This is a genomic window from Streptomyces sp. NPDC052012, from assembly GCF_040689265.1.
GTDB lineage: Bacteria > Actinomycetota > Actinomycetes > Streptomycetales > Streptomycetaceae > Streptomyces.
Genome location: NZ_JBFAXA010000006.1, coordinates 236,944 through 261,333, shown reverse-complemented (window position 1 = coordinate 261,333; position 24,390 = coordinate 236,944). Strand labels below are relative to the sequence as shown.

The following is a 24,390-nucleotide window of genomic DNA, read 5'->3' as shown; positions in this document are numbered from 1 at the left end:
AAGGTCCCAGGAAGCAACCGAAACAAGTACGACGCTCCACTGTGCCCGGTTTTCGTGACCGGGCACCGGAGCGCCACCGACGAGGAGAGAACGGCGCTATGCCGAAGAACAAGTCGCACAGCGGTGCCAGCAAGCGCTTCAAGATCACCGGCTCCGGCAAGGTGCTCCGCGAGCGCGCCGGCAAGCGCCACCTGCTCGAGCACAAGTCGTCCCGTGTGACGCGTCGCCTCACCGGCAACGCCGAGATGGCCCCGGGCGACGCCGCGAAGATCAAGAAGCTTCTCGGCAAGTGACGCCCCGGCGCCCTCACTGAGCGCCGTACGTCAGGACCGGGACCCAATCGAATTCGGGCCGTGTGAAGACCACCACGGCCCCGCTACAAGGAGTTAACAAGTGGCACGCGTCAAGCGGGCAGTCAACGCCCACAAGAAGCGCCGGGCGATCCTCGAGCAGGCTTCCGGCTACCGCGGTCAGCGTTCGCGCCTGTACCGCAAGGCCAAGGAGCAGGTCACCCACTCGCTGGTCTACAACTACAACGACCGCAAGAAGCGCAAGGGTGACTTCCGCCAGCTGTGGATCCAGCGCATCAACGCCGCTGCCCGCGCCAACGGCATCACCTACAACCGCTTCATCCAGGGTCTGAAGGCCGCGAACATCGAGGTCGACCGCAAGATCCTGGCGGAGCTGGCCGTGAACGACGCGACGGCGTTCGCCGCGCTCGTCGAGGTCGCCCAGAAGGCGCTGCCGGCGGATGTGAACGCGCCCAAGGCTGCGTGACGCTGCGCCGGCTTCGAGCCGACGTGACTGAAGGACCCGCAGGTTTTCGGCCTGCGGGTCCTGTTGTTGGGGCGCGTCGGTTGTCGTTCGGCTGCGGGTTCGTTGTGGCTGGTCGCGCAGTTCCCCGCGCCCCTGGGGAGTTGCAGATCCCGTGCGTTGAGTTCTTCCTGGATGTGAAAGAGACGATGTCCTCCGTCGGGCCTGAGTTGATCTCTCCCCGTTCCTCTCGTGTTGCTGCTGCTCGGCGGTTGGCCAAGCGGAATTTCAGGGGGAAGGAACGGCTGTTTCTCGCTGAGGGGCCGCAGGCCGTGCGGGAGGCGGTGGGACATCGGGACACGCTGGTCGAGCTGTTCGCCACGCCCGAGGCCGCGGAGCGGTACGCCGACATCGTCGGGGCGGCACGCGACGCCGGTGCCCGGATCCACCTCGCCTCCGAGCAGGTGATCGCCGACATCTCCACCACCGTCACCCCGCAGGGGCTCGTCGGGGTCTGCCGGTTCCTGGACACGCCGTTCGAGGAGATCCTCGCCGCCCGGCCCAGGCTCGTCGCCGTGCTCGCGCACGTCCGCGACCCCGGGAACGCCGGCACCGTGCTGCGCTGCGCCGACGCCGCCGGAGCCGAGGCGGTCGTGCTGACCGATGCCTCCGTCGACCTGTACAACCCCAAGGCCGTGCGGGCCTCGGTCGGGTCGCTGTTCCACCTGCCCGTCGCCGTCGGCGTGCCCGTCGAGCAGGCCGTGGCCGGGCTCCGGGAGACCGGGGTGCGGGTGCTCGCCGCCGACGGGGCGGGCGACCGCGACCTCGACGACGAACTCGACAAGGGCGGCATGGGCGGGCCCACCGCCTGGGTCTTCGGCAACGAGGCCTGGGGCCTGCCCGAGGAGACCCGGGCCCTCACCGACGCCGTCGTCCGCGTCCCCATCCACGGAAAAGCCGAGAGCCTGAACCTCGCCACCGCCGCCGCCGTATGTCTCTACGCGTCGGCCCGTGCACAGCGCGCCGCCGGAGGGTGCCGCTCCGTCACCGGAAACTAGTAGGGTGACCAGCTCGGGGACCCCCTGAGGAAGTCCGAGAGGTGGGGTACGGGGATGAGCGTCGGCACGAGCAGGGCAGCGGGACCGCACGGGGCGGCACGCCCGCCCTCGCCCCGGCCCGGTGATCTCGCCGACCTCGGCATCGACCCCGACGAGCTGCCCGACGGGCTCGTCGTCGCCGACGAGCACGGGCGGGTCGTCTGCTTCAACGCCGCCGCCGTACGGATCACCGCCGTCCCCGCCGAGGTGGCCCTCGGACAGCGGCTCGACAAGGCGCTGCCGTTAGAGGACCTGGAGGGGCGGCGCTGGTGGCAGCTGACCGACCCGTACGGCGGGCTCGCCATCCGGGTCCGGCAGCCCGAGCGGAATCTGCTGCTGCCCGGTGGCCGTGAGGTCCTCGTCTCCGCGCGCTATGTGCGCACCCGGCCCACGGGGCCCGTGCGACGCGTCGTCGTCACCCTGCGCGACACCGAGGCCCGGCGCCGCACCGAGCGCAGCCACGCCGAGCTGATCGCCACCGTCGCCCACGAGCTGCGCTCCCCGCTCACCTCGGTCAAGGGCTTCACCGCCACCCTGCTCGCCAAGTGGGAGCGGTTCACCGACGACCAGAAACGGCTGATGCTGGAGACCGTCGACGCCGACGCCGACCGGGTCACCCGGCTCATCGCCGAGCTGCTGGACATCTCCCGCATCGACTCCGGGCGGCTGGAGGTGCGCCGCCAGCCCGTCGACATCGGCGCCGCCGTCTCCCGGCACATCCAGGCCTACGTCGCCTCCGGACAGGCCGCCGACCGGTTCCTGCTCCGTGTCCAGCAGCCGCTGCCCGACCTGTGGGCCGACCCCGACAAGATCGACCAGGTGCTCAGCAACCTGCTGGAAAATGCCGTGCGCCACGGCGAGGGAACCGTCACGATTGACGTCACGGCCACGGCGTCGCCCCGCGAGGGGGAGGACGCCGGCACGTCGGTCACGGTGAGCGACGAGGGGCCCGGCATTCCGGAGGAGTCCATGAACCGCGTCTTCACCCGCTTCTGGCGGGGCAGCAAGCGCGGCGGGACGGGCCTCGGGCTGTACATCGTCAAGGGCATCGTCGAGGCCCACGGCGGAACCATCACGGTCGGACGCGCCCCCGGCGGCGGCGCCCAGTTCCGATTTACCTTGCCCGTGGGGGCACCGGCCTACCTGGCCTGAGCAGCCCGCGGGCGCATTCGCGTATCTCCACCCCGTTAGACTCGGCCATTGGCACCTTTGTGTCCTGCACACGGCCCACGCGTCGGTGACGAGTCGGTGACGGGGACTCCAGCCAGCCAATCGGAAGCACGGGAAGAGATGTCGGCACCCAATAAGTCGTACGACCCTGTCGAGGTCGAGACGTTGAAACCGGAAGAGATCGAGCGCATGCGGGACGAGGCGCTCGCCGCCTTCGCCGCCGCGGACTCCCTCGACGCACTCCACGAGGCCAAGGTCGCTCACACCGGCCCCGCCTCCCCGCTGGCCCTCGCCAATCGCGAGATCGGCGCCCTGCCCCCGCACGCCAAGGCCGAGGCCGGCAAGCGGGTCGGCCAGGCGCGCGGTGCCGTGAACAAGGGCCTCGCCGCCCGCCAGGCCGAGCTCGAGGCCGAGCGCGACGCGCGGGTGCTGGTCGAGGAGGCCGTGGATGTCACGCTGCCCTACGACCGGGTGGTGGCGGGTGCCCGTCATCCGCTGACCACGCTGTCCGAGCGCATCGAGGACATCTTCGTCGCCATGGGCTACGAGGTCGCCGAGGGCCCGCAGGTCGAGGCCGAGTGGTACAACTTCGACGCCCTCAACATCGGCCCGGACCACCCGGCGCGCGGCGAGCACGACACCTTCTTCGTGCAGGGCCCCCGGGGCGGCACCGAGTCCGGCGTCGTGCTGCGCACCCACACCTCGCCCGTGCAGATCCGCTCCCTGCTCGACCGCGAGCTGCCGGTCTACGTGATCTGCCCCGGCCGGGTGTACCGCACCGACGAGCTCGACGCGACCCACACCCCCGTCTTCCACCAGGTCGAGCTGCTCGCCGTGGACGAGGGCCTGACCATGGCGGACCTCAAGGGCACCCTGGACCACATGGTGCAGTCGCTGTTCGGCGAGGGCATGAAGACCCGGCTGCGGCCGAACTTCTTCCCCTTCACCGAGCCGAGCGCCGAGATGGACATGCTCTGCTACGTCTGCAAGGGCGAGTCCGTCGGCAACCCCGACCGGCCCTGCCGTACCTGCTCCTCCGAGGGATGGATCGAGCTGGGCGGCTGCGGCATGGTCAACCCGCGGGTGCTCACCGCCTGCGGGGTCGACCCGGAGAAGTACAGCGGCTTCGCCTTCGGGTTCGGTATCGAGCGGATGCTGATGTTCCGCCACAACGTCGAGGACATGCGAGACATGGTCGAGGGTGACGTCCGGTTCACCCGGCCGTTCGGGATGGAGATCTGATGCGGGTCCCGCTTTCTTGGCTGCGGGAGTACGTCGACCTGCCGGCGACCGAGACCGGCCGTGACGTCCAGGCCAAGCTCATTTCCGCCGGCCTGGAGGTCGAGACGGTCGAGCACCTCGGCGCCGACCTCAAGGGCCCCCTGGTGGTCGGCCAGGTCGCGACCATCGAGGAGCTGGAGGGCTTCAAGAAGCCGATCCGCTTCTGCACCGTGGACGTCGGCCAGGCCAACGGCACCGGTGAGCCGCAGGAGATCATCTGCGGTGCCCGGAACTTCCAGGTCGGCGACAAGGTCGTCGTGGCCCTCCCCGGCGCGGTGCTGCCCGGCGACTTCCAGATCGCCGAGCGCAAGACGTACGGCCGGATGTCGCGCGGCATGATCTGCTCCAGCGACGAGCTGAACATGGGCGACGACGGCAGCAAGGGCATCATCGTGCTGCCGCCGGAGACCGAGATCGGCAAGGACGCGATCGAGCTGCTGGAGCTGGTCGACGAGGTCCTCGACATCGCCGTCACGCCCGACCGCGGCTACTGCCTGTCGATGCGTGGTGTCGCCCGCGAGACGGCCACCGCGTACGGGCTGCCGCTGCGCGACCCGGCCCTGCTCGACGTGCCCGCGCCGAACGCCTACGGCTACCCGGTGAAGGTCTCCGACCCGACCGGCTGCGACCGTTTCACCGCCCGCACCGTGACCGGGCTGAGCCCCGAGGCGCGCTCCCCGATCTGGCTCCAGCGCCGGCTCCAGAAGGTCGGCATGCGCCCGATCTCGCTCGCCGTCGACGTCACCAACTACGTGATGATGGAGCTCGGCCAGCCGCTGCACGCCTACGACCGCTCCCTGGTCCAGGGCACCATCGGCGTGCGCCGCGCCGAGCCGGGCGAGAAGCTCACCACCCTCGACGGGGTCGAGCGCACGCTCCACCCCGAGGACCTGGTCATCACCGACGACCGGGGGCCGATCGGCCTGGCCGGTGTCATGGGCGGCGCCAACACCGAGATCGCCGACCACGACACCGCCGAGAGCGCCACCGCTGACGTGGTCATCGAGGCCGCGCACTTCGACGCGGTGTCCATCGCGCGCACGGCCCGCCGGCACAAGCTGTCCTCCGAGGCGTCCCGGCGCTTCGAGCGCGGCGTCGACCCGATGGCCGCCGCCGCTGCCGCGCAGCGCACGGTCGACCTCCTGGTGCTGCTCGCCGGCGGCACCGCCGAGGCCGGCGTCACCGAGGTCATCGCACCCACCGCGCCGCGGACCATCACCATCCCGGCGGACCACCCCGACAAGGTCGCGGGTGTCGCCTACGGCCGGGAGACGGTCGTACGCCGCCTCCAGGAGGTCGGCTGCGACGTGTACGGGCAGGACGAGCTGATCGTCACCGTGCCGTCCTGGCGGCCCGACCTGACCGACCCGAACGACCTCGCCGAGGAGGTCATCCGGCTCGAGGGCTACGAGAACCTGCCCTCCACGCTGCCCAAGCCGCCCGCCGGACGCGGGCTGACCCACCGTCAGCGGCTGCACCGGCGGATCGGCCGGGCGCTGGCCGGGGCCGGATACGTCGAGGCGCCGAACTACCCGTTCGTCAGCGAGCAGGTCTTCGACCAGCTCGGCCTGGACGCCGACGACCCCGCCCGCCGCGTGGTGAAGCTGACCAACCCGCTCAGCGACGAGGAGCCCGCGCTGCGGACCTCGCTGCTGCCGGGCCTGCTCGGCGCGCTGCGCCGCAACGACGGACGCGGCAGCCACGACCTCGCGCTGTTCGAGACCGGGCTGGTGTTCCACCCGCGCGACGAGCAGCGGACCGCCGTCCGGCTGCCCGTCGACCGGCGGCCGACCGACGAGGAGCTCGCCGGGCTGGACGCGGCGCTGCCCGACCAGCCGCGGCATGTCGCCGTGGTCCTCGCCGGGGCCCGTGAGCAGGCCGGCTGGTGGGGCAAGGGCCGTCCGGCCGACTGGGCCGACGCGGTCGAGGCGGCCCGGACCGTGGCCCGGGAGGCCGGGGCCGAACTGATCGTCCGCAAGGGCCAGTACGGCCCGTGGCACCCGGGCCGGTGCGCCGAGCTGGTGGTCACCGTCGACGGTACGGAGCGGGTCGCCGGTCACGCGGGTGAGCTGCACCCGCGCGTGGTGAAGACCCTCGGTCTGCCCGCGCGCACCTGTGCGATGGAGCTGGACCTCGACGTCCTGGAGCAGGTCGGCGACGACACCCCGATGGCGCCGGGCATCTCCACGTTCCCGGTCGCCACGCAGGATGTCGCGCTGGTCGTCGACGCGTTCGTGCCGGCGGCGGATGTCGAGGCGGCGCTGCGCGACGGTGCCGGTGAACTCCTCGAGTCCATCCGCCTGTTCGACGTCTACGAGAACGCCGAGCAGCTGGGCGAGGGCCGCAAGTCCCTGGCGTATGCGCTCCGCTTCAGGGCGGGGGACCGGACGCTGACGGTTGACGAGGCGTCGGCGGCGCGGGATGCGGCGGTCGCCCTCGCGGGTGAGCGTACGGGGGCTGTGCTGCGGAGTTAGGGCGCCTAAGGGGCGGGGGGCTGCGGTGGTACGGCGACCGCGGGTGCGTAGTGGCTTGTCGCGCAGTTCCCCGCGCCCCTGAAAGGCACGTTCAGCGCAACCCCCTCAAGGGGCGCGGGGAACTGCGCGAACGGCCACAGCGCATCCGCAGTCGACAACGCGCCCTTGCCCCAACGGCGATCGGTCAACCGGCGTAACCGGCGGAGCCGTCCGCCCCGCCACGGAGTGTCGGGCAGGCAGCTGGGCGGACGGCGTGGAAGCGGGCCGCCGCACTGTACGAGGGGGAGCCGGCGGCCCGGCCGGCCTCTTGCGAGGCATTTCAGTCAACCGGCTGGAAACTCTCCGCGACAGTGCGCGCACCCTGCGGATTCGAGCACTCCGTTCACACCCCGTGTGAACGTGGTGCCAGTACGCTGTCGGGCACCGAGCCACCCGGGGGGCCTGATATGCAGCCCAACACTCTGCTCGACGCGATCCTGGACGAGGCCGGGATCTCGCACGCGGGCCTGGCCGCGCACGTCAACCAGGCCGGCCGGGCACGTGGACTGTCCCTCAGATACGAACACACCGCCGTCGCACGGTGGTTGAAGGGCCAGCGGCCCCGCGGCCAGGTGCCCGACCTGATCTGCGAGGTGCTCGCCGCCCGGCTGCACCGCCCGGTGACCCTCGACGACATCGGCCTCGGCGTCCCCGGTGAGCCGTCCGCCCCGCACACCGGCTCCCTGTCCGGCTTCGTCGAGCGGGCCACCGCCCTGTGGCGCTCCGACCAGCAGCAGCGCCCCCACATCCTCGGCGCGCCCGCCGTCACCGGCACACCCGCCGTCATGCCGGTGTGGGAGTGGGAGAACCCGCCGGAGGACGTGGACGTCTCCCGCGGCGGCCGGCACCGCGTCACCGCGAGCGACCTCGCGATGCTGCGCGCCGCCCGCAGCCACTACGAGCAGATGTACCGCAAGGCCGGCGGCATCGCGACCCGCGCCCGGATCGTCGGCTTCCTCAACGCCGAGGCCGCCCCGCTGCTGCGCGGCAGCTACACCGACGCCACCGGCCGCCAACTGCACCGGGCGACGGGCGGGTTGGTGGCGATCGCCGGGATCTGCGCCTACGACTCCGACGCGCACGGACTCGCCCAGCGCTACTTCCACCAGGCGCTGCGGCTGGCGAAGGCCAGCGGGGACCGGGGCCTCGGCGCCTATGTCATCGCGCTGCTGGTCAACCAGTCGCTGTTCATGCGGGAGTACCGGCAGGCCGTCGCGTTCGCCGAGTCCGCGCTGCGCGCCGCGGGCAAGCACATCACCCCGGCGCTCGCCTCCGACCTGTACGCGATGCAGGCCAAGGCGTACGCCCACCTCGGCGACGGCACGAGCGCGCTGTCCTGCATCCGGCGGGCCGAGCAGGCCGCCGAGCGCATCCGGCGCGGATACGAACCGGACGAGACCGGCTATGTCCAGCCGGGCCTGGTCAACGTCCAGGTGGCGGAGGCGCTGCTGAGCCTCGGCGAGATCGCGGCGGCCGGCGAGCACGCGGCGGCGGCCGTGGACAACCCCGCGCACGACCGGGGCCGGGTGCACCGGCTCGCCATGCTCAGCACCATCGAACTGAGACAGGGCAACGCCGACAAGGCGGTGGCCATCGCGGTCCAGATGGCCGAGCAGGCCCGGGGGATGGAGTCGCAGCGGCTGCGCGACAGACTCCGCGCGGTGCGCGAGCACCTCGTGCGCAGCGGCTGCGCGGGCACCGCCGAGGCGGCCGAACTGATCGACGGGGCCCTGCGCGTGCCGCTGTAGGACCGCCGCACGTCAGGGGCCGGTGCTCGCCGCCGCGCCCGTGCCGCGCCTCCGCCACGCCTTCCGCTGCCCCGCGGGCGTCTGCCGTGCGCCTGCTGCCGGACCGCTCCTGCTGCGATATTGCCCCTTACTCGGCGGAAGGTGGCAGAACCGTGCAGTGGACGAAACAGAACGAACAGACTGTGTACTCAAACCGCTGGTTCAGCGTCAATCTCGCGGATGTCCGACTACCCGACGGCCGGCATCTCGACCACTTCCTCATACGGCTGCGGCCCGTCGCCGTGGCCACGGTGGTCAACGAGGCCAACGAGGTACTGCTGCTGTGGCGACACCGCTTCATCACCGACAGCTGGGGATGGGAACTCGCCGCGGGCGTGGTCGAGGACGGCGAGGACATCGCCGTCGCGGCGGCCCGGGAACTGGAGGAGGAGACCGGATGGCGACCCGGCCCCCTGCACCACCTCATGAGCGTGGAGCCGTCCAACGGGCTCACCGACGCCCGGCACCACATCTACTGGTCCGAGGAGGGCGAGTACGTCGGCCACCCCGTGGACGACTTCGAGTCGGACCGCCGCGAGTGGGTTCCCCTGAAGGTGGTTCCCGACCTGGTCGCCCGCGGCGAGGTCCCGGCCGCCAACATGGCGGCGGCGTTACTCCTGCTGCACCATCTCAGGCTCCAGGACCCGTCCTAGCGCCGCGGCACTAGCGCCCGAGGGCCTGCCAGATCGCCACGACCAGGGCCGCCACGGCGGTGACCACCGTGACCGACTGAAGGGGCCAGCGGGCGTGTTCCAGGGTCGTCAGGCGGGTGTTGACATCCTCCAGCTCCTTGGCCGTCTCCTCGGTGCGATGGGAGAGCAGCGCCAGCCCGCCCTCGACGCGGGCGTAGGCCACGTCCAGCCGGCGTCGTAACTCTGCGAGTTCTCCCTGGACGACGGAATGCTCGGGATCGGCGGTCACGAACCGCTCCTTTCCGTAGTCGTTCACGTCCCTTGCATGCGCATGTTGAGTCAACTCGCCTGGTGGGCGTGTGGGGAGAGTGTGCGCCGGGCATATGCGAGCCCGGTGCGCACACGGTGTGTGAAAGCCGCGGGCCCGGCACTCGGAGAAGTGCCGGGCCCGCGGTCGTCGCTGAGCGTGGTCAGCCGTAGGCGTAGAACCCCGAGCCGGTCTTGCGGCCCAGGCGGCCCGCGTCGACCATGCGCTGGAGCAGCGGGGGAGCGGCGTACAGCGGCTCCTTGTACTCCTCGTACATCGAGTACGCGACCGAGGCGACCGTGTCCAGGCCGATCAGGTCGGCCAGCTTCAGCGGGCCCATCGGGTGGGCGCAGCCCATCTCCATGCCGTTGTCGATGTCCTCGCGGCTGGCGATGCCCGACTCGAACATCCGGATCGCGGAGAGCAGGTAGGGGATCAGCAGCGCGTTCACCACGAAGCCCGAGCGGTCCTGGGCGCGGATCGCGTGCTTGCCCAGCACCTTCTCGGTGAAGACCTGGGCCCGGCTCAGCGTGCCCTCGGAGGTGGTGAGCGCCGGGATCAGCTCGACCAGCTTCTGCACCGGGGCCGGGTTGAAGAAGTGGATGCCGATGACGTGGTCCGGCCGCGCGGTGGCGACCGCCAGCTTCACCAGCGGGATGGAGGAGGTGTTGGAGGCGAGGATGGCGTCCGGGCGGGTCACCACCTGGTCCAGGACCTGGAAGATCTCGGTCTTGACCTGCTCGTTCTCGACGACGGCCTCGATCACCAGATCGCGGTCGGCGAACTCGCCGAGGTCCGTGGTGAAGCTCAGCCGGGCCTGCGTGGCCTCCAGCTCCTCCGCGGTGATCTTGCCGCGCTCGGCAGCCTTCGTCAGGGAGTTGAACAGCCGGGTACGGCCGATCTCCAGGGCCTCGCCGGTGGTCTCGGCGACCATCACGTCCAGTCCGGCGCGGGCGCACACCTCGGCGATCCCCGCACCCATCTGGCCGCAGCCCACCACTCCGACGCGTGCAATGTCTCCCGCAGGGATGTCCGTCACATCGTCCCCTTCACCTGTTCGGGCAGCTCGCCTGTTCGCTGCTACGGCTCTGGCAGGTTCGCCGGGTCCCGGTGCCTGCTCCGTTCGTGCACGTTACTCCGAAGTATCGATGATCGATCGCGGGGGTCGGGCATCCTGGGGCGCGAAACGGTCCGTGACCGGACGGATCGACCGGTGTCCAGGGGTGCGCGATGGGACGAGTGTCACGCAGGGCGTTCGCGATGGCGGCGCTGTCGGCGCTGACGATGATGCCGCCGGCGTCGGCCGCGTCGGGCCGGCGGGGAGGGGACGCGGCGGCGACCGGTGAGATGCGCGGTGTGTGGGTCGCGAGCGTGGCCAACCGCGACTGGCCCTCCGCCCCCGGACTGAGCGCCGCCGAGCAGCGGGCGGAGCTGATCGCCCAGCTCGACACGGCCGTGCGGAACCGGCTCAACACGGTGATCCTCCAGGTGCGGCCGACGGCCGACGCCCTGTGGCCCTCGCCGTACGAACCCTGGTCGGAGTACCTCACCGGCACCCAGGGCAGCCACCCCGGCTGGGATCCGCTCGGCACGGCCGTGACGGAGGCACACGCCCGGGGCCTTCAGCTGCACGCCTGGTTCAACCCGTACCGCATCGCCCTCCACGACGACCCCGCCCGGCTCGTCGCCTCCCACCCGGCACGGCAGAACCCCGGCTGGGTCGTCCCGTACGGCGGCCGGCTCTACTACAACCCGGGGCTGCCCGAGGTCCGGGCCTTCGTCGAGGAGGCGATGCTCGACGCGGTGCGCCGCTACCCCGTGGACGCGGTCCACTTCGACGACTACTTCTACCCCTACCCGGTGGCGGGGCAGACCTTCGACGACGACGCCGCCTACGACGCCCACGGCGGCGGCTTTCCCGACCGGGCCGCGTGGCGGCGGGACAACGTGAACCGGCTGGTGCGCGAGACGGCTGCCCGGATCAAGGAGATCCGGCCCGCCGCACTGTTCGGCATCAGCCCGTTCGGGGTGTGGCGCAACAGCGACACGGACCCGCTCGGATCGGACACCACGGCGGGCGTGCAGACGTACGACGACCTGCACGCGGACACGCGCCGCTGGGCGCGCGAGAACTGGATCGACTACATCTGCCCGCAGCTGTACTGGCACATCGGCCACCCCGCCGCCGACTACGCGACGCTGCTCGCCTGGTGGGCCGAGGTCGTCCGGGACTCCGGCACCCTGCTCCACATCGGGGAGGCGCTGTACAAGGCGGGCGATCCCGCCCAGCCGGCCGCCTGGCAGCAGCCGGCCGAGCTGTCCCGGCACCTCACGCTGGCGAAGGAGTACGCGCTGGGGAACGTCTTCTTCTCCGCACGCGAGGTGACGGCCGACCCGATCGGGGCGATGGCGCGGGTGGTCGCCGACCACTACGGGCAGCCGGCCCGCCCCCCGCGCTGACACGCCGCTGTCTACTGCTGGGTCGTGGTCGTCCTGTGCCGGATCTCGGTGTCGGGGCCGGGGGAGCACACGCCCTCGTGTCCGTCCTCGAAGCGGACGCGGTAGGGCGGGTTGCCTTCCTGGCCCAGTACTTCGACGATCTCGCCGACCTTGTCGTGCTGACCGACCACCCTGCCGTGCTGGACAAGCTGGTCACCGACGGTTGCGTGCATCGGGGCCTCCTCACCGAATCGGGGGAGCAGCGGTCCGTGACCTCGAGTCTAGGGCCTGGGCGCGCCGCTCGGCAGCGGGCCGTGCGGCCCTTTCAGCCGCGCGTCCGCTGCGTGACGGCGATGCACACCAGTACCGCCGCGGCCGTCAGCGGGGCGGCCGGCGTCAGGTGCTCGCCCAGCAGGAACACCGACCACACCAGTGTGAGCAGCGGCTGAGCGAGCTGCAACTGGCTGGCCCGGGGGATGCCGATGGCCGCCATGCCCCGGTACCAGACGACCAGTCCGAGGAACTGAGAGCCCGCGGCCACCCACAGCAGCCCGGTCACGCTGTGCGCGGTCAGCTCGACCGGCTCGCACGACAGCGCCACCACCGCGGCGGGCACGCTGAGCGGCAGGCACAGCACCAGCGCCCAGCCGACCACCTGCCAGCCCGGCATCACCCGGGCCAGCCTGCCGCCCTCGGTGTACCCGGCCGCACAGACCAGCAGCGCCGCGAACAGGTACAGGTCGGCGGTGCCCAGCGCGCCGCCGCTCTGCTGCACGGTGAACGCCACCACCGCCGCGGCTCCGGCGAGCGCCGCCGCCCAGAAGGTGCGCGACGGGCGGGCGCCGACGCGCAGGGCGGACAGCAGCGCCGTGGTCAGCGGGAGCAGGCCGACCACGACGGCCGCGTGCGCGGTGGTGGACGTCTGCAGGGCCAGCGTGGTCAGCAGCGGGAAGCCGAGCACCACCCCGGCGGCGACCACCGCGAGCCCCGGCCAGTGACGGCGGGCGGGCAGCGGAACGCGCAGCGCGAGGAGCGCGCCGCCCGCGATGAGCGCCGCCAGCACACTGCGCACCGCCACCAGCGACCAGGGCCCGAAGCCCTCGAGCCCCCATGCGGTGGCCGGGAAGGTGAGGGAGAAGGCGACCACACCGAGGCCGGCCTGGAGCATGCCGAGACCGGCGCGGTCCGGGTGGGTCCTCGGGGCGGGGCTCTCGGTGACTGCTATCGCCGGTGCGGTAGTAGCGCTACTCTGTGCTCTCATGCAAGAGCGTAGCAGTGTTGCTGACCTGGCGGAGCAGCTACGGCGAGAGCTCGACCGCTACTCACCCGGTGGAAAGCTCCCTTCGAGTCGTGCGTTGGTGGAGCGGTTCCGGGTGAGCCCCGTGACCGTCTCACGGGCGCTGGCCCAGCTCGCTGCCGAGGGCCTGGTCGTCACCCGGCCGGGCTCCGGGGCGTTCCGTGCCCACCCGCGCACGCCGGCCGCCCCCGCCGGTGACACCTCCTGGCAGGAGGTCGCCCTCAGTGCCGACGGCAGCCCCGAGCTCGTCCCGCGCTCGGTGGACGCCTCCGGGGTGCTGGTCTCGCTCACCGTTCCGCCGCCCGGCGTGATCGAGTTCAACGGCGGCTATCTGCATCCCTCGCTGCAACCGGAGCGCGCGATGGCCGCCGCCCTCTCCCGCGCCGGGCGCCGGCCGGGCGCCTGGGGGAGACCGCCCATGGAGGGCCTGCCCGAGCTGCGCGAGTGGTTCGCGCGCAGCATCGGCGGCCCGGTCACCGCGGCGGGCGTGCTGGTCACCGCGGGCGGCCAGTCCGCGCTGACCACCGCCCTGCGCGCGCTCGCCCCGCCCGGTGCCCCCGTCCTCGTCGAGTCGCCCACCTACCCGGGCATGCTGGCCATCGCCCGCGCCGCCGGACTGCGCCCGGTGCCCGTCCCCGTGGACGCCGACGGCGTACGGCCCGCGCTGCTCGCCGACGCCTTCCGTGCCAGCGGTGCCCGGGTGTTCGTCTGCCAGCCGCTGTTCCAGAACCCCACCGGTGCCGTGCTCGCGCCCGAGCGGCGCGGCGAGGTGCTGCGCATCGCACGCGAGGCGGGCGCCTTCGTGATCGAGGACGACTTCGTGCGCCGGCTGGTGCACGAGGACGCCGGCCCGCTGCCCCGGCCCCTCGCCGCCGACGACCCCGACGGGGTGGTCGTGCACGTCTGCTCGCTGACCAAGGCGACCTCGCCCAGCTTCCGGGTCAGCGCCCTCGCCGCGCACGGTCCGGTGCTTGAGCGGCTGCGGGCCATCCAGGTCGTCGACACGTTCTTCGTGCCCCGGCCGCTGCAGGAGGCCACCCTGGAGCTCGTCGGCTCGCCGGCCTGGCCGCGCCATCTGCGGGCGATCTCCGCCGAGTTGCGCGCCCGCCGGGACGCCATGGCCGCCGCGCTCCGGCTCCGGCTGCCCGAACTCGCCCTGCCGCACATCCCGTCCGGCGGCTACCACCTGTGGCTGCGCCTGCCCGACGGCCTGTCCGAGGCAGCGCTGACGGCCGCCGCCCTGCGCGCGGGCGTCGCCGTCACCCCCGGCCGCCCCTACTTCAGCGCCGAACCCCCGGCCGGCCATCTGCGGCTGAGCTTCGCGGCGGTGGCCGGCACGGGGGAGATCACCGAGGGCGTACGGCGGCTGCGCACGGCCTGCGAGGAGGTCCTCGGATAACCGCTCGACGCCCTCGGGCACCACCTGCGAGCATCCCGCCATGACCGGTACCCCGCGCCTGCCCGAGGGCTACGACATCTCCACCGACCCCGACCGCATCGACGCCCCGCGCGTGCACCGGTGGCTGTCCACCGACGCGTACTGGGCGCTGGGCCGCTCCCGCGCCAAGCAGGACGCGGCGATCGCGGGCTCGCTCAACTTCGGTGTGTACGAGGCGGTCACCGGTGAGCAGGTGGCCTACGCGCGGGTCGTCACCGACCGGGCCACCTTCGCCTGGCTCTGCGACGTCTACGTGGATCCGTCCGTGCGCGGCAAGGGCGTCGGCACGGCGCTGGTGGCCGCCGTGCGCGAGGAGCTGCGGCCCTGCGGGCTGCGCCGGATCCTGCTCGCCACGCACGACGCGCACGACGTCTACGCGAAGCTGGGGTTCCGGCCGCTGGACCGGCCCGATCACTACATGGCGCTCGCCTTCGACTGAACGGAGCGCCTGGACGGTGGGTGTTTCGCACCGTTCGCCCGGCAGGTCCTGACCGGCGAGTAAGATCTGGCGCACCCTGCGTCACGCCCGGGCGGAACCCCTTGACCTGGGCACTTCCGCGGCTGACGATTCGCGGCATGGCACTTCGGGTCACGTTCGTCGCCGCCGCGGGGAGCTCCTCGGTGCTGGGCGAGCGTTTCGACGACGACCGGCCGCTGGACCAGGCCGGCTGGAGCGAGGTGCAGCGCGTCGCCCACGAACTGCTGCCGCTCGCCGCCGCCGACCTGCGTTACTGCTCGCCGGCCCCGCGCGCCCGCGCCACCGGCGACGGACTCGGCTACGCCCCGCTGGTCCAGCTCGCCCTGCGCGACTGCGACATGGGCCGCTGGCGCGGACTGACCCTGGGCGAGGCGATGGCCCGGGAGCCCCAGACGGTGGACGCCTGGCTCGCCGACCCGAGGGCCACGGTGCACGGCGGCGAGTCGATGGTGGAGTTCATCACCCGGGTCGGCGGCTGGCTCGACACCCGGCCTGTGGAGGACGGCTGCCGGATCGTCGCCGTGGCCGAACCGTCCGTGATCCGCGCCGCGCTGGTGTACGCGCTGAAGGCGCCGCCCGCGACGTACTGGAACCTCGACGTCCGCCCGCTGTCCACGACCACCGTGACGGGCCGGGCGGGCCGCTGGAGTCTGCGGCTGGACAGTGTGTCCGCTCAGCCCACGCGGGCGTAGTCGGTGGTGATCTCCAGGTCCTTGGCCGGTCCGCGCACCCGCCAGACCGTACGCCAGTGGTCCGCGTCGCGGACGGTGAACTCGCCCCGGTAGAGATCCGCCGAGCAGGGGTGGTCGGCGATGTGCCGCCCCTCGGTCAGGTCCAGGTCGTGGAACGGGCGGCCGTCCGCGAACCGTACGTCCGCCGTGCCGTCGGGCCCGGGCAGGAAGCGCAGCGTCCGCTCGGCGGGCCGGGTGACGCCGTGCCAGGTGAAAGCGCCGGACTCCTCGTGCAGCAGGCCGCCTCCGGGTGATGGCCGGAACGCGGTGGTGCCCCGGAAGCCCCCCTCGTCCCCGCTCGCCAGGTCCCGCACGGTGCGGGTCACCCGCCAGCTGCCGCGCAGATACGCCAGCGCGTCCGGCACTGGCCAGAACTCGCCCATCGTGCCCTGCTCTCCGTCCCTCGCGTTGCCGCGCGACCCATTGACGCGTCCCTGCCCCCTCCCTATCTTGCCGTTCGAAGTGCTGATCAGTGTTTGATATTTCGAACGATCAGGGGGGTCCCACCCCTGACACCGAGCCGCGGAGTATCCATGCCGAGCACCCGCTGGAGACTTGCTCTCAGCGCCACCGCCCTCCTGACGGCCACGGCCGTGCTGCCCGCCCCCGCCCACGCCGAGGCAGCCCCCGACTACACGATCACCGTCGACCCGAGCGCCGAGGGCGCGGCGATCGACGACACGATGTACGGCGTCTTCTTCGAGGACATCAACCGCGCCGCCGACGGCGGCCTGTACGCCGAGCTGGTGCAGAACCGGTCCTTCGAGTACTCCACCGCCGACAACGGCTCCTACACCCCCCTGACCTCCTGGACGGTGGACGGCACGGCGAAGGCCGTCGACGACGCGGGCCGCCTGAACGAGCGCAACCGCACCTACCTGTCCCTGGACGCCGGTTCCTCCGTCACCAACTCCGGCTACAACACCGGCATCCGCGTGGAGAAGGGCAAGCGGTACGACTTCTCGGTGTGGGCGCGCGCCGAGAACGGCACGACCTTGAGCGTCGGCCTGAAGGACACCGCCGGCGCCCTCACCGACACCCGGCGCGTCGCCGTCGAGGGCGGCTGGGCGAAGTACCGGGCCACCTTCACCGCGACCCGCACCAGCAACCGCGGCCGCCTCGCCGTCACCACCACCGACGCGGCCGCGCTCGACATGGTGTCGCTGTTCCCCCGCGACACCTACAAGAACCAGCCCAACGGCCTGCGCAAGGACCTCGCCGAGAAGATCGCCGCCCTGAAGCCCGGCTTCGTGCGCTTCCCCGGCGGCTGCCTGGTCAACACCGGCTCCATGGAGGACTACAGCGAGGCGAGCGGCTGGCAGCGCAAGCGCTCCTACCAGTGGAAGGACACCGTCGGCCCGGTCGAGGAGCGCGCGACCAACGCCAACTTCTGGGGCTACAACCAGAGTTACGGACTCGGCTACTACGAGTACTTCCGCTTCGCCGAGGACATCGGCGCGATGCCCCTGCCCGTCGTGCCCGCCCTGGTCACCGGCTGCGGCCAGAACAAGGCCACCGACGACGAGGCACTGCTGAAGCGGCACATCCAGGACACCCTGGACCTCATCGAGTTCGCCAACGGCCCGGCGACCTCCACCTGGGGCAAGGTCCGCGCGGAGATGGGCCACCCGAAGCCCTTCGGCCTCACCCACATCGGCGTCGGCAACGAGGAGAACCTGCCGCGGGAGTTCTTCGCCCGCTTCCAGCAGTTCCGGGCCGCCATCGAGGCGAAGCACCCGGACATCACCGTCATCTCCAACTCCGGTCCGGACGACTCCGGCACGACCTTCGACACCGCCTGGCAGCTCAACCGCGAGGGCAAGGTCGACATGGTCGACGAGCACTACTACAACAGCCCCCAGTGGTTCCTCCAGAACAACGACCGCTACGACTCCTACGACCGGCAGGGCCCGAAGGTCTTCCTCGGCGAGTACGCCTCCCAGGGCAACGCCTGGAAGAACGCCCTGGCCGAGGCGGCGTTCATGACCGGCCTGGAGCGCAACGCGGACATCGTCGAGCTCGCCTCGTACGCGCCGCTGCTCGCCAACGAGGACTACGTCCAGTGGTCGCCCGACATGATCTGGTTCAACAACCACGCCTCCTGGGGCTCGGCCAACTACGAGCTCCAGAAGCTGTTCATGACCAACACCGGCGACCGCGTGATCCCCTCGACGTCGACCACCACCCCGGACGTCAGCGGCCCCATCACCGGCGCCGTCGGCCTGTCGACCTGGGCGACCAGCGCCGCCTACGACGACGTGAAGGTCACCTCCGCGGACGGGACGACGCTGCTCAGCGACGACTTCTCCGGTGACGCGTCCCGGTGGACGCACACGGGCGGCGGCAGCTGGAGCGTCCAGGACGGAGCCTACGTCCAGACCGACGAGGCGGCCGAGAACACCCTGGTCACCGCGGGCGACCCGGCCTGGCAGAACTACGACCTCCATGTCAGGGCCACCAAGAAGTCCGGCAAGGAGGGCTTCCTGGTCGCCTTCGGCGTCAAGGACACCGGCACCTACTACTGGTGGAACCTGGGCGGCTGGAACAACACCCAGTCCGCCGTCGAACAGGCCGTGGACGGCGGCAAGTCCACGCTGATCTCCAAGGCCGGCTCGATCGAGACGGGCCGCGCCTACGACATCGACATCAAGGTGCGGGGCCGTCAGGTGACCCTCTACCTCGACGGCCAGGAATGGGGCAGCTTCACCGACGACAAGCCGGCCGAGCCGTTCCGCCAGGTGGTCACCGAGGACGCGAGGACCGGCGACCTGATCGTCAAGGTCGTCAACGCCCAGGAGAGCGCGGCCCGCACCGCGATCGACCTCGGCGGAGTGAAGGTCTCCTCCCGCGCCCGCGTCACCACGCTGGCCGCCGACCAGGACGCGGTCAACACCGAGACGGACACTCCGGTGACACCGGTGACGTCGACGTTCTCGGGAGTCGCGGACGAGTTCACCTACACCTTCCCGGCGAACTCGGTGACGTTCCTGCGGATCAAGCAGAGATAGGCGGGGTGCGGAGCGGCTTTGTAGGAGCCTACGAAGTGTGGGTCCGAGGCGGGCTTCAGTTGATGCCTTCGGTCCCTGGTCCGCGCTGGTCAGCAGGCTGTGTACTCCTCGTACACGTCGTACTCCAGGTATGCGTCGCGATGACAAGGAGCTTGCCATGACCACCCGCACGGCCGAGACCGGAATCCGTGAGTTCGAGCGCGTCTGGATGGAGCGCGCCGTCCAGCTCGCCACCGACAGCGTGGCCAATGGCGGAGGCCCCTTCGGTGCCCTGATCGCCAAGGACGGCGAGATCGTCGCCCTCGGCAACAACCAGGTCACCTCCAGCCTCGACCCCACCGCACACGCCGAGGTCAGCGCCATCCGCGCCGCCTGCAAGGAGCTCGGTACCTTCAGCCTGGAGGGCTGCACCCTCGTCACGTCGTGCGAGCCCTGCCCGATGTGTCTGTCCTCGTCCCTGTGGGCCCGTGTCGACCGGCTCATCTACGCCGCCGACCGGCACGACGCGGCCGTGGCCGGCTTCGACGACCGGAAGTTCTACGACCTGTTCGACAAGCGCCCCCAGGAGCTGTGGCCCATGGAGGTCGAGCACCTCGACCTGCCGCACCGCACCCAGCCGTTCGACGCCTGGATCGCCAAGACGGACCGCATCGCCTACTGACGGGCGACAGACACAAGGGTGCCCCGCGCCACTGGCGCGGGGCACCCTTGTTCGTACGTGTACGTACGGGGTTCAGTCCGTCTCGGTCTCGAAGGTGCGCAGCAGATCCGCCGCGACGCTCACGGCGATGGTCGCGGGTTCCTTGCCGGTGATGCCGGGCAGCCCGATCGGGGTCTTGATCCGGTCGATGGCCGCGTCGTCGTGCCCGCCCTCGGTGGCCAGGCGCTTGCGGAACCGCGCCCACTTGGCCGCCGAGCCGATCAGCCCGATCGAGCCGAGGTGGGGGGTGCGCAGGGCGGCGTCGCACAGGGCGGCGTCCTCGGCGTGATCATGGGTCATGATCAGGACGTGGGTGCCGCGCGGCAGCTCCTCCAGCACCTCCTCCGGCAGCAGCGGCGTGTGATGGACGTGCACCTGCGCCACCGCGTCCGCCAGCACGCCGAGCCGTTCCTCGGCCAGGACGTCGGACCGGGAGTCGATCAGGTGGAGGTCGATCTCCTGACGTGCCAGGACGCGCGCCAGTTCCAGGCCGACGTGCCCGACCCCGAAGACCGCCACGGCCCGCACCACCGGCAGCGGTTCGAGCAGCACGGCGACCGTGCCGCCGCAGCACTGCACGCCGTGCTGGTTGGTCACCTTGTCGTTCAGGGCGAAATCCATCAGCTCCGGCTTCCGCTCGCCCGCGGCGATCATCTCCCGGGCCCGGTCGATCGCGACGGCCTCGACATTGCCGCCGCCGATCGAGCCCCAGGTCTCGCTCCGCCCCACGACGAGTTTCGCACCGGCGTCGCGCGGGGCGTGGCCGCGCACGGCCGCGACGGTCACGAGCACGCCGGGTTCCCGGCGTTCCCGCAACCGCGCGACCGCGGCGATCCACGTCATGTCAGGCACCGCTCAGCGCTTCGGCGTCGGAGCGGACCGTGCCGTTCACAGTGCCACCGTCACCGGCCGCACCGCCCCGGCGAGCCTCCTGGATCGCCCAGTACACCGCCTCCGGCGTGGCGGGCGAGGCCAGATCGACGCTGACGCCGCCCGGACCGAACGCGGCGGCGGCCTGCCGCAACGCCTCCCGCACCGAGAACGCCAGCATCAGCGGCGGCTCACCCACCGCCTTGGAGCCGTAGACCGCGCCCTCCTCGGTGGCGTTCTCCAGCAGCGTGACGTTGAACTCCTCGGGCATCTCCGAGAAGCTCGGCAGCTTGTACGTGCTCGCCGCCTGGGTCAGCAGCCGCCCGCGGTGCGGCCCGTCGCCGGTGTCCCAGCGCAGGTCCTCCAGCGTCAGCCAGCCCGCGCCCTGCACGAAGCCGCCCTCGACCTGACCGATGTCGATCAGCGGGGACAGGCTCTCGCCGACGTCGTGCACGATGTCCACCCGCCGGATGCGGTAGGCGCCGGTGAAGCCGTCCACCTCCACCTCGGTCGCGGCGGCGCCGTAGGCGAAGTACTTGAACGGCGAACCGCGGAAGCTCTTCGCGTCCCAGTGCAGCCCCTCGGTCCGGTAGAAGCCGGCCGCCGACAGCTGGACCCGCTGGAAGTACGCGGTGCGCACCAGGTCGTCCCAGGCCAGCTCCTTGTCGCTGCCCAGTGCGCGGGCGACGCCCCCGGTGATGCGCACGTCCGAGGCGTTGGCGCCCAGCTGGGTCGCGGCCACCTGGAGCAGCCGCTCGCGCAACTGCTCGCAGGCGTTCTTGATCGCCCCGCCGTTCAGGTCCGCGCCCGAACTGGCGGCGGTGGCGGAGGTGTTGGGCACCTTGTCCGTGCGGGTCGGGGCGAGGCGGACCTTGTGCAGCGGGATGCCCAGCGTGGTCGCGGCCACCTGCGTCATCTTGGTGTGCAGACCCTGGCCCATCTCGGTGCCGCCGTGGTTGATCAGGACCGAGCCGTCCTTGTAGATCAGCACCAGCGCGCCGCCCTGGTTGAAGGCGGTGAGGTTGAACGAGATGCCGAACTTGATGCCGGTGAGCGCGATCGCCCGCTTGGTGTGCGGGTGCGCGGCGTTGAAGGCGGCGATCTCGCGCCTGCGGTCGGCGAGGCCGGCGTTGTCCTTGACCTGCTGCCAGACCGTGGAGATCCGCTCGGCCTGGGTGACCGGCTGTCCGTACGGCGTCGTCTGGCCCTGGCCCGGCCGGTAGAAGTTGCGCTCCCGCAGCTCCATGGGGTCCAGGCCCAGCTTCGGCGCGCAGCGGCCCAGGATGTCCTCGATCACCAGCATGCCCTGGGGTCCGCCGAAGCCGCGGAAGGCGGTGTTGGAGACCGTGTTGGTCCGGGCGATCCGGCCGGCGACGCGGGCGTTGGGGATCCAGTAGGTGTTGTCGATGTGGCACAGCGCCCGCGCCAGCACCGGCTCGGACAGGTCCAGGCTCCAGCCGCCGTCGGCGACCAGGGTCGCGTCCAGGGCCTGGATGCGGCCCTCCGCGTCGAAGCCGATCTTCCACGTGGCGTGGAACCCGTGCCGCTTGCCGGACATGGTCAGGTCCTGGGTCCGGTTGAGCCGGAACCGCACCGGCCGCCCGGTCAGCTTCGCGCCGAGCGCGGCGATCGCCGCGAACCCGTGCGGCTGCATCTCCTTGCCACCGAAGCCGCCACCCATCCGCAGACACTGCACGGTCACCTCGTGCGCGGGCACGCCGAGCACGTGGGAGACGATCTCCTGGGTCTCCGAGGGGTGCTGCGTGGAGCTCTGGACGAACACCTGCCCGTTCTCGTCGACCTGGGCGAGCGCGGCATGCGTCTCGAGGTAGAAGTGCTCCTGTCCGGAGAACGTGAACTCGCCGGAGAAGACGTGCGCGGAGTCGGCGAAGCCGGCGTCGATGTCGCCGGTCTCCATCACGGGCCGGGCGCCGTGGTAGCTGCCCGCCGCGATCGCCTCCTCCAGCGTGACCAGGGAGGGCAGTTCCTCGAGCTCCACCTCGACGGCCGCCGCGCCGAGCCGGGCCGCCTCCAGGGTCTCGCCGAGCACCCAGGCGACGGCGTGGCCGTGGAACATGACCTCGTCGGGGAAGAGCGGTTCGTCGTGCTTCATGCCGGCGTCGTTGACGCCGGGCACGTCGGCGCCGGTCAGCACCCTGACCACACCGGGCACGGCGAGCGCGGGCTCGGTGCGCAGCGCGGTGATCCTGCCGTGGGCCTTCATGACCTGCACCGGGTAGGCGTGCAGCACGTCCTTGGTGCGGTGCACCAGGTCGTCGGTGTAGAGCGCGGTGCCGGTGACGTGCAGGGCCGCGCTCTCGTGCGGCATCGGAACACCGACGACGGGGTTCTCGGGACGTTCGGACAGATGGCTCATGACGACACCGCCTCGGTGGTCTGTGCGTACAGCTTCAGCAGGCTCTGGCCGAGCATCGCGGAACGGTAGAGGGAGCTCGCGCGGTGATCGTCCATCGGCGTGCCCTCACCCCGCAGCACCCGGGCCGCGTCCTCGACGGTCTGAGCCGACCAGGCCCTGCCCTCCAGAGCAGCCTCGGTGGCGAGCGCCCGGATCGGGGTGGCGGCCACGCCGCCCAGACCGATGCGGGCCTTGCGGACGACGCCGTCCTCGATGTCGAGCGCGAAGGCGACCGCCACGCTGGAGATGTCGTCGAACCGACGCTTGGCGATCTTGTGGAAGGCCGTCACCGGCGACAGCGGCAGCGGGATGCGCACCGCGCGGATCAGCTCGCCCGGCCGGCGCACACTGCTCCGGTAGCCGGTGAAGTAGTCGGCCAGCGGGACCTCCCGCTCACCGTCGGCGTCGGCGAGGACCACCGACGCCTCCAGCGCGAGCAGCACGGGCGGGCTGTCACCGATGGGCGAGCCGGTCCCCAGGTTGCCGCCGAGGGTCGCGCCGTTGCGGATGAGCCGGGAGGCGAACTGCGGGAAGAGCTGCGCGAGCAGCGGCACCTCGCCGTCGAGACGGCGCTCGATCTCGGTGAGCGTCACCGCCGCCCCGATCTCGATGTGATCGGACCCGACGCGCAGCTCCCTCAGTTCGGGCAGCCGGTCGATCGCGACCACGCAGTCGGCCCGCCGGGAGCGGATGTTGACCTCCACGCCCCAGTCGGTGGAGCCGGCCACCACCACCGCGTCGGGCCGCTCGCGCAGCAGCCGCAGCGTCTCGGCCAGGGTGCCGGGCCGCACGAAGGAGGCGCCGTCCCGGGTGTAGTCGGTGGCGACCGGTTCGGGGGCCGGCTGCTCGCGTCGCTGCGCCAGCGGGTCCTCGTCGGCGGGCTCGCCGACGGCGAACGCGGCATCGCGGATCGGGCGGTAACCGGTGCAGCGGCACAGGTTCCCGCTCAGCGCGTGCAGATCGAAACCGTTGGGACCGTGCTCGGCGTCGGCACCGTCACCCGCGTCCGGGCCCGCGTCCGCGTGCGCGCAGCGGTCGGGGCGGTAGTACTCGGCCGCCATGCTGCAGATGAATCCCGGGGTGCAGTAACCGCACTGGGAGCCGCCGCGGACGGCCATCTCCTCCTGCACCGGGTGCAGCGTGGGCGGGGTGCCGGGCGCACCGGCGGTGGCGAGGCCCTCCGAGGTGACGATCTCCTGACCGTCGAGAGCGGCGACCGGGACCAGGCAGGCGTTGACCGCCACCCAGTCGGTCGGCTTGTTCACCCCGGGACGGGCCACCAGGACCGAACAGGCGCCGCACTCACCCTCGGCGCAGCCCTCCTTGGTGCCGGTGAGACCGCGCTCGCGCAGGAAATCCAGCGTCGTGGTGTGGGGCGCGGCCGGTGAGATCGGTGTGTCTTCTCCGTTGACCGTGATCCGCGCAGTTGTGTTCGCCAATTTTCAGGCAGCTTTCTGTGTTCAGGCGCGCCGG

General features: G+C 71.7%; 22 protein-coding genes. 14 read left to right on the top strand and 8 right to left on the bottom strand.

Annotated elements, in window-relative coordinates:
* The first annotated feature begins 98 nt into the window (after positions 1 to 98).
* The 8 genes from rpmI (at position 99) to AB0412_RS14500 (ending at position 9,254) form a co-directional block, all read left to right on the top strand.
* Positions 99 to 293: a 50S ribosomal protein L35 gene (gene rpmI, locus AB0412_RS14535; protein ID WP_003977225.1), complete on the top strand. Its 195-nt coding sequence runs from the start codon at positions 99 to 101 to the stop codon at positions 291 to 293.
* A 100-nt stretch (positions 294 to 393) separates the two neighbouring features.
* A complete protein-coding gene (gene rplT / locus AB0412_RS14530; RefSeq protein WP_033531708.1) occupies positions 394 to 777 on the top strand; it encodes a 50S ribosomal protein L20 in 384 nt (127 codons plus the stop codon).
* Positions 778 to 962: 185 nt separating this feature from the next.
* Positions 963 to 1,811: an RNA methyltransferase gene (locus AB0412_RS14525; RefSeq protein WP_366402893.1), complete on the top strand. Its 849-nt coding sequence runs from the start codon at positions 963 to 965 to the stop codon at positions 1,809 to 1,811.
* 54 nt (positions 1,812 to 1,865) lie between these two features.
* Positions 1,866 to 3,002: an ATP-binding protein gene (locus AB0412_RS14520; RefSeq protein WP_366402892.1), complete on the top strand. Its 1,137-nt coding sequence runs from the start codon at positions 1,866 to 1,868 to the stop codon at positions 3,000 to 3,002.
* Between the two features lie 138 nt (positions 3,003 to 3,140).
* On the top strand, positions 3,141 to 4,262 hold the full coding sequence (gene pheS / locus AB0412_RS14515; protein WP_366402891.1) for a phenylalanine--tRNA ligase subunit alpha: 1,122 nt from the start codon (positions 3,141 to 3,143) through the stop codon (positions 4,260 to 4,262).
* The gene (gene pheT / locus AB0412_RS14510) at positions 4,262 to 6,775 is read left to right on the top strand and encodes a phenylalanine--tRNA ligase subunit beta (protein ID WP_366402890.1); all 2,514 of its coding nucleotides are present in this window, start codon (positions 4,262 to 4,264) and stop codon (positions 6,773 to 6,775) included. The genes pheS and pheT overlap by 1 nt, the downstream gene beginning before the upstream one ends.
* A gap of 446 nt (positions 6,776 to 7,221) precedes the next feature.
* Positions 7,222 to 8,562, top strand: a complete 1,341-nt coding sequence (locus tag AB0412_RS14505; protein ID WP_366402889.1) for a transcriptional regulator — start codon at positions 7,222 to 7,224, stop codon at positions 8,560 to 8,562.
* A 152-nt stretch (positions 8,563 to 8,714) separates the two neighbouring features.
* The gene (locus AB0412_RS14500; RefSeq protein ID WP_366402888.1) at positions 8,715 to 9,254 is read left to right on the top strand and encodes an NUDIX hydrolase; all 540 of its coding nucleotides are present in this window, start codon (positions 8,715 to 8,717) and stop codon (positions 9,252 to 9,254) included.
* A gap of 10 nt (positions 9,255 to 9,264) precedes the next feature.
* Here AB0412_RS14500 and AB0412_RS14495 read toward each other — a convergent pair whose 3' ends face one another.
* Both AB0412_RS14495 and AB0412_RS14490 read right to left on the bottom strand, forming a co-directional pair.
* Positions 9,265 to 9,522: a hypothetical protein gene (locus AB0412_RS14495; protein WP_366402939.1), complete on the bottom strand. Its 258-nt coding sequence runs from the start codon at positions 9,520 to 9,522 to the stop codon at positions 9,265 to 9,267.
* A 181-nt stretch (positions 9,523 to 9,703) separates the two neighbouring features.
* Complete coding sequence (locus AB0412_RS14490) at positions 9,704 to 10,579, bottom strand: 3-hydroxybutyryl-CoA dehydrogenase (protein WP_366402887.1); 876 nt, start codon at positions 10,577 to 10,579, stop codon at positions 9,704 to 9,706.
* Positions 10,580 to 10,770: 191 nt separating this feature from the next.
* Here AB0412_RS14490 and AB0412_RS14485 point away from each other — a divergent pair, with 191 nt between their 5' ends.
* Positions 10,771 to 12,000, top strand: a complete 1,230-nt coding sequence (locus AB0412_RS14485; protein ID WP_366402886.1) for a family 10 glycosylhydrolase — start codon at positions 10,771 to 10,773, stop codon at positions 11,998 to 12,000.
* An 11-nt stretch (positions 12,001 to 12,011) separates the two neighbouring features.
* On the opposite strand, the gene AB0412_RS14480 is transcribed toward AB0412_RS14485, so the two are convergent.
* A complete protein-coding gene (locus AB0412_RS14480; protein WP_260828104.1) occupies positions 12,012 to 12,212 on the bottom strand; it encodes a DUF1918 domain-containing protein in 201 nt (66 codons plus the stop codon).
* Positions 12,213 to 12,304: 92 nt separating this feature from the next.
* Positions 12,305 to 13,240 (bottom strand): DMT family transporter, encoded by a 936-nt coding sequence (locus tag AB0412_RS14475; protein WP_366402885.1) that lies wholly within the window; start codon positions 13,238 to 13,240, stop codon positions 12,305 to 12,307.
* Between AB0412_RS14475 and AB0412_RS14470 the strand changes: the two genes are divergently transcribed.
* From AB0412_RS14470 to AB0412_RS14460, 3 genes are all read left to right on the top strand, one after another.
* The gene (locus tag AB0412_RS14470) at positions 13,239 to 14,675 is read left to right on the top strand and encodes a PLP-dependent aminotransferase family protein (RefSeq protein ID WP_366402884.1); all 1,437 of its coding nucleotides are present in this window, start codon (positions 13,239 to 13,241) and stop codon (positions 14,673 to 14,675) included. The genes AB0412_RS14475 and AB0412_RS14470 overlap by 2 nt on opposite strands.
* 40 nt (positions 14,676 to 14,715) lie before the next feature.
* A complete protein-coding gene (locus AB0412_RS14465; RefSeq protein WP_366402883.1) occupies positions 14,716 to 15,153 on the top strand; it encodes a GNAT family N-acetyltransferase in 438 nt (145 codons plus the stop codon).
* Between the two features lie 137 nt (positions 15,154 to 15,290).
* Positions 15,291 to 15,884, top strand: a complete 594-nt coding sequence (locus AB0412_RS14460; RefSeq protein WP_366402882.1) for a histidine phosphatase family protein — start codon at positions 15,291 to 15,293, stop codon at positions 15,882 to 15,884.
* Here AB0412_RS14460 and AB0412_RS14455 read toward each other — a convergent pair.
* Positions 15,866 to 16,306 (bottom strand): DUF6314 family protein, encoded by a 441-nt coding sequence (locus AB0412_RS14455; RefSeq protein ID WP_366402881.1) that lies wholly within the window; start codon positions 16,304 to 16,306, stop codon positions 15,866 to 15,868. The genes AB0412_RS14460 and AB0412_RS14455 overlap by 19 nt on opposite strands.
* Before the next feature lie 150 nt (positions 16,307 to 16,456).
* Here AB0412_RS14455 and AB0412_RS14450 point away from each other — a divergent pair, with 150 nt between their 5' ends.
* Both AB0412_RS14450 and AB0412_RS14445 read left to right on the top strand, forming a co-directional pair.
* Entirely contained in the window at positions 16,457 to 18,931 is a 2,475-nt protein-coding gene (locus AB0412_RS14450; RefSeq protein ID WP_366402880.1) for an alpha-L-arabinofuranosidase C-terminal domain-containing protein, read from the top strand.
* A 157-nt stretch (positions 18,932 to 19,088) separates the two neighbouring features.
* Complete coding sequence (locus tag AB0412_RS14445; RefSeq protein WP_366402879.1) at positions 19,089 to 19,592, top strand: nucleoside deaminase; 504 nt, start codon at positions 19,089 to 19,091, stop codon at positions 19,590 to 19,592.
* A gap of 72 nt (positions 19,593 to 19,664) precedes the next feature.
* Here AB0412_RS14445 and xdhC read toward each other — a convergent pair whose 3' ends face one another.
* From xdhC to AB0412_RS14430, 3 genes are read right to left on the bottom strand one after another with little or no spacing between them, the layout of a single operon-like run.
* Positions 19,665 to 20,474: a xanthine dehydrogenase accessory protein XdhC gene (xdhC, locus tag AB0412_RS14440; RefSeq protein ID WP_366402878.1), complete on the bottom strand. Its 810-nt coding sequence runs from the start codon at positions 20,472 to 20,474 to the stop codon at positions 19,665 to 19,667.
* A 1-nt stretch (position 20,475) separates the two neighbouring features.
* Positions 20,476 to 22,878, bottom strand: a complete 2,403-nt coding sequence (gene xdhB, locus AB0412_RS14435; RefSeq protein WP_366402877.1) for a xanthine dehydrogenase molybdopterin binding subunit — start codon at positions 22,876 to 22,878, stop codon at positions 20,476 to 20,478.
* Complete coding sequence (locus tag AB0412_RS14430) at positions 22,875 to 24,356, bottom strand: FAD binding domain-containing protein (protein WP_366402876.1); 1,482 nt, start codon at positions 24,354 to 24,356, stop codon at positions 22,875 to 22,877. The genes xdhB and AB0412_RS14430 overlap by 4 nt, the downstream gene beginning before the upstream one ends.
* Positions 24,357 to 24,390: the final 34 nt, after the last annotated feature.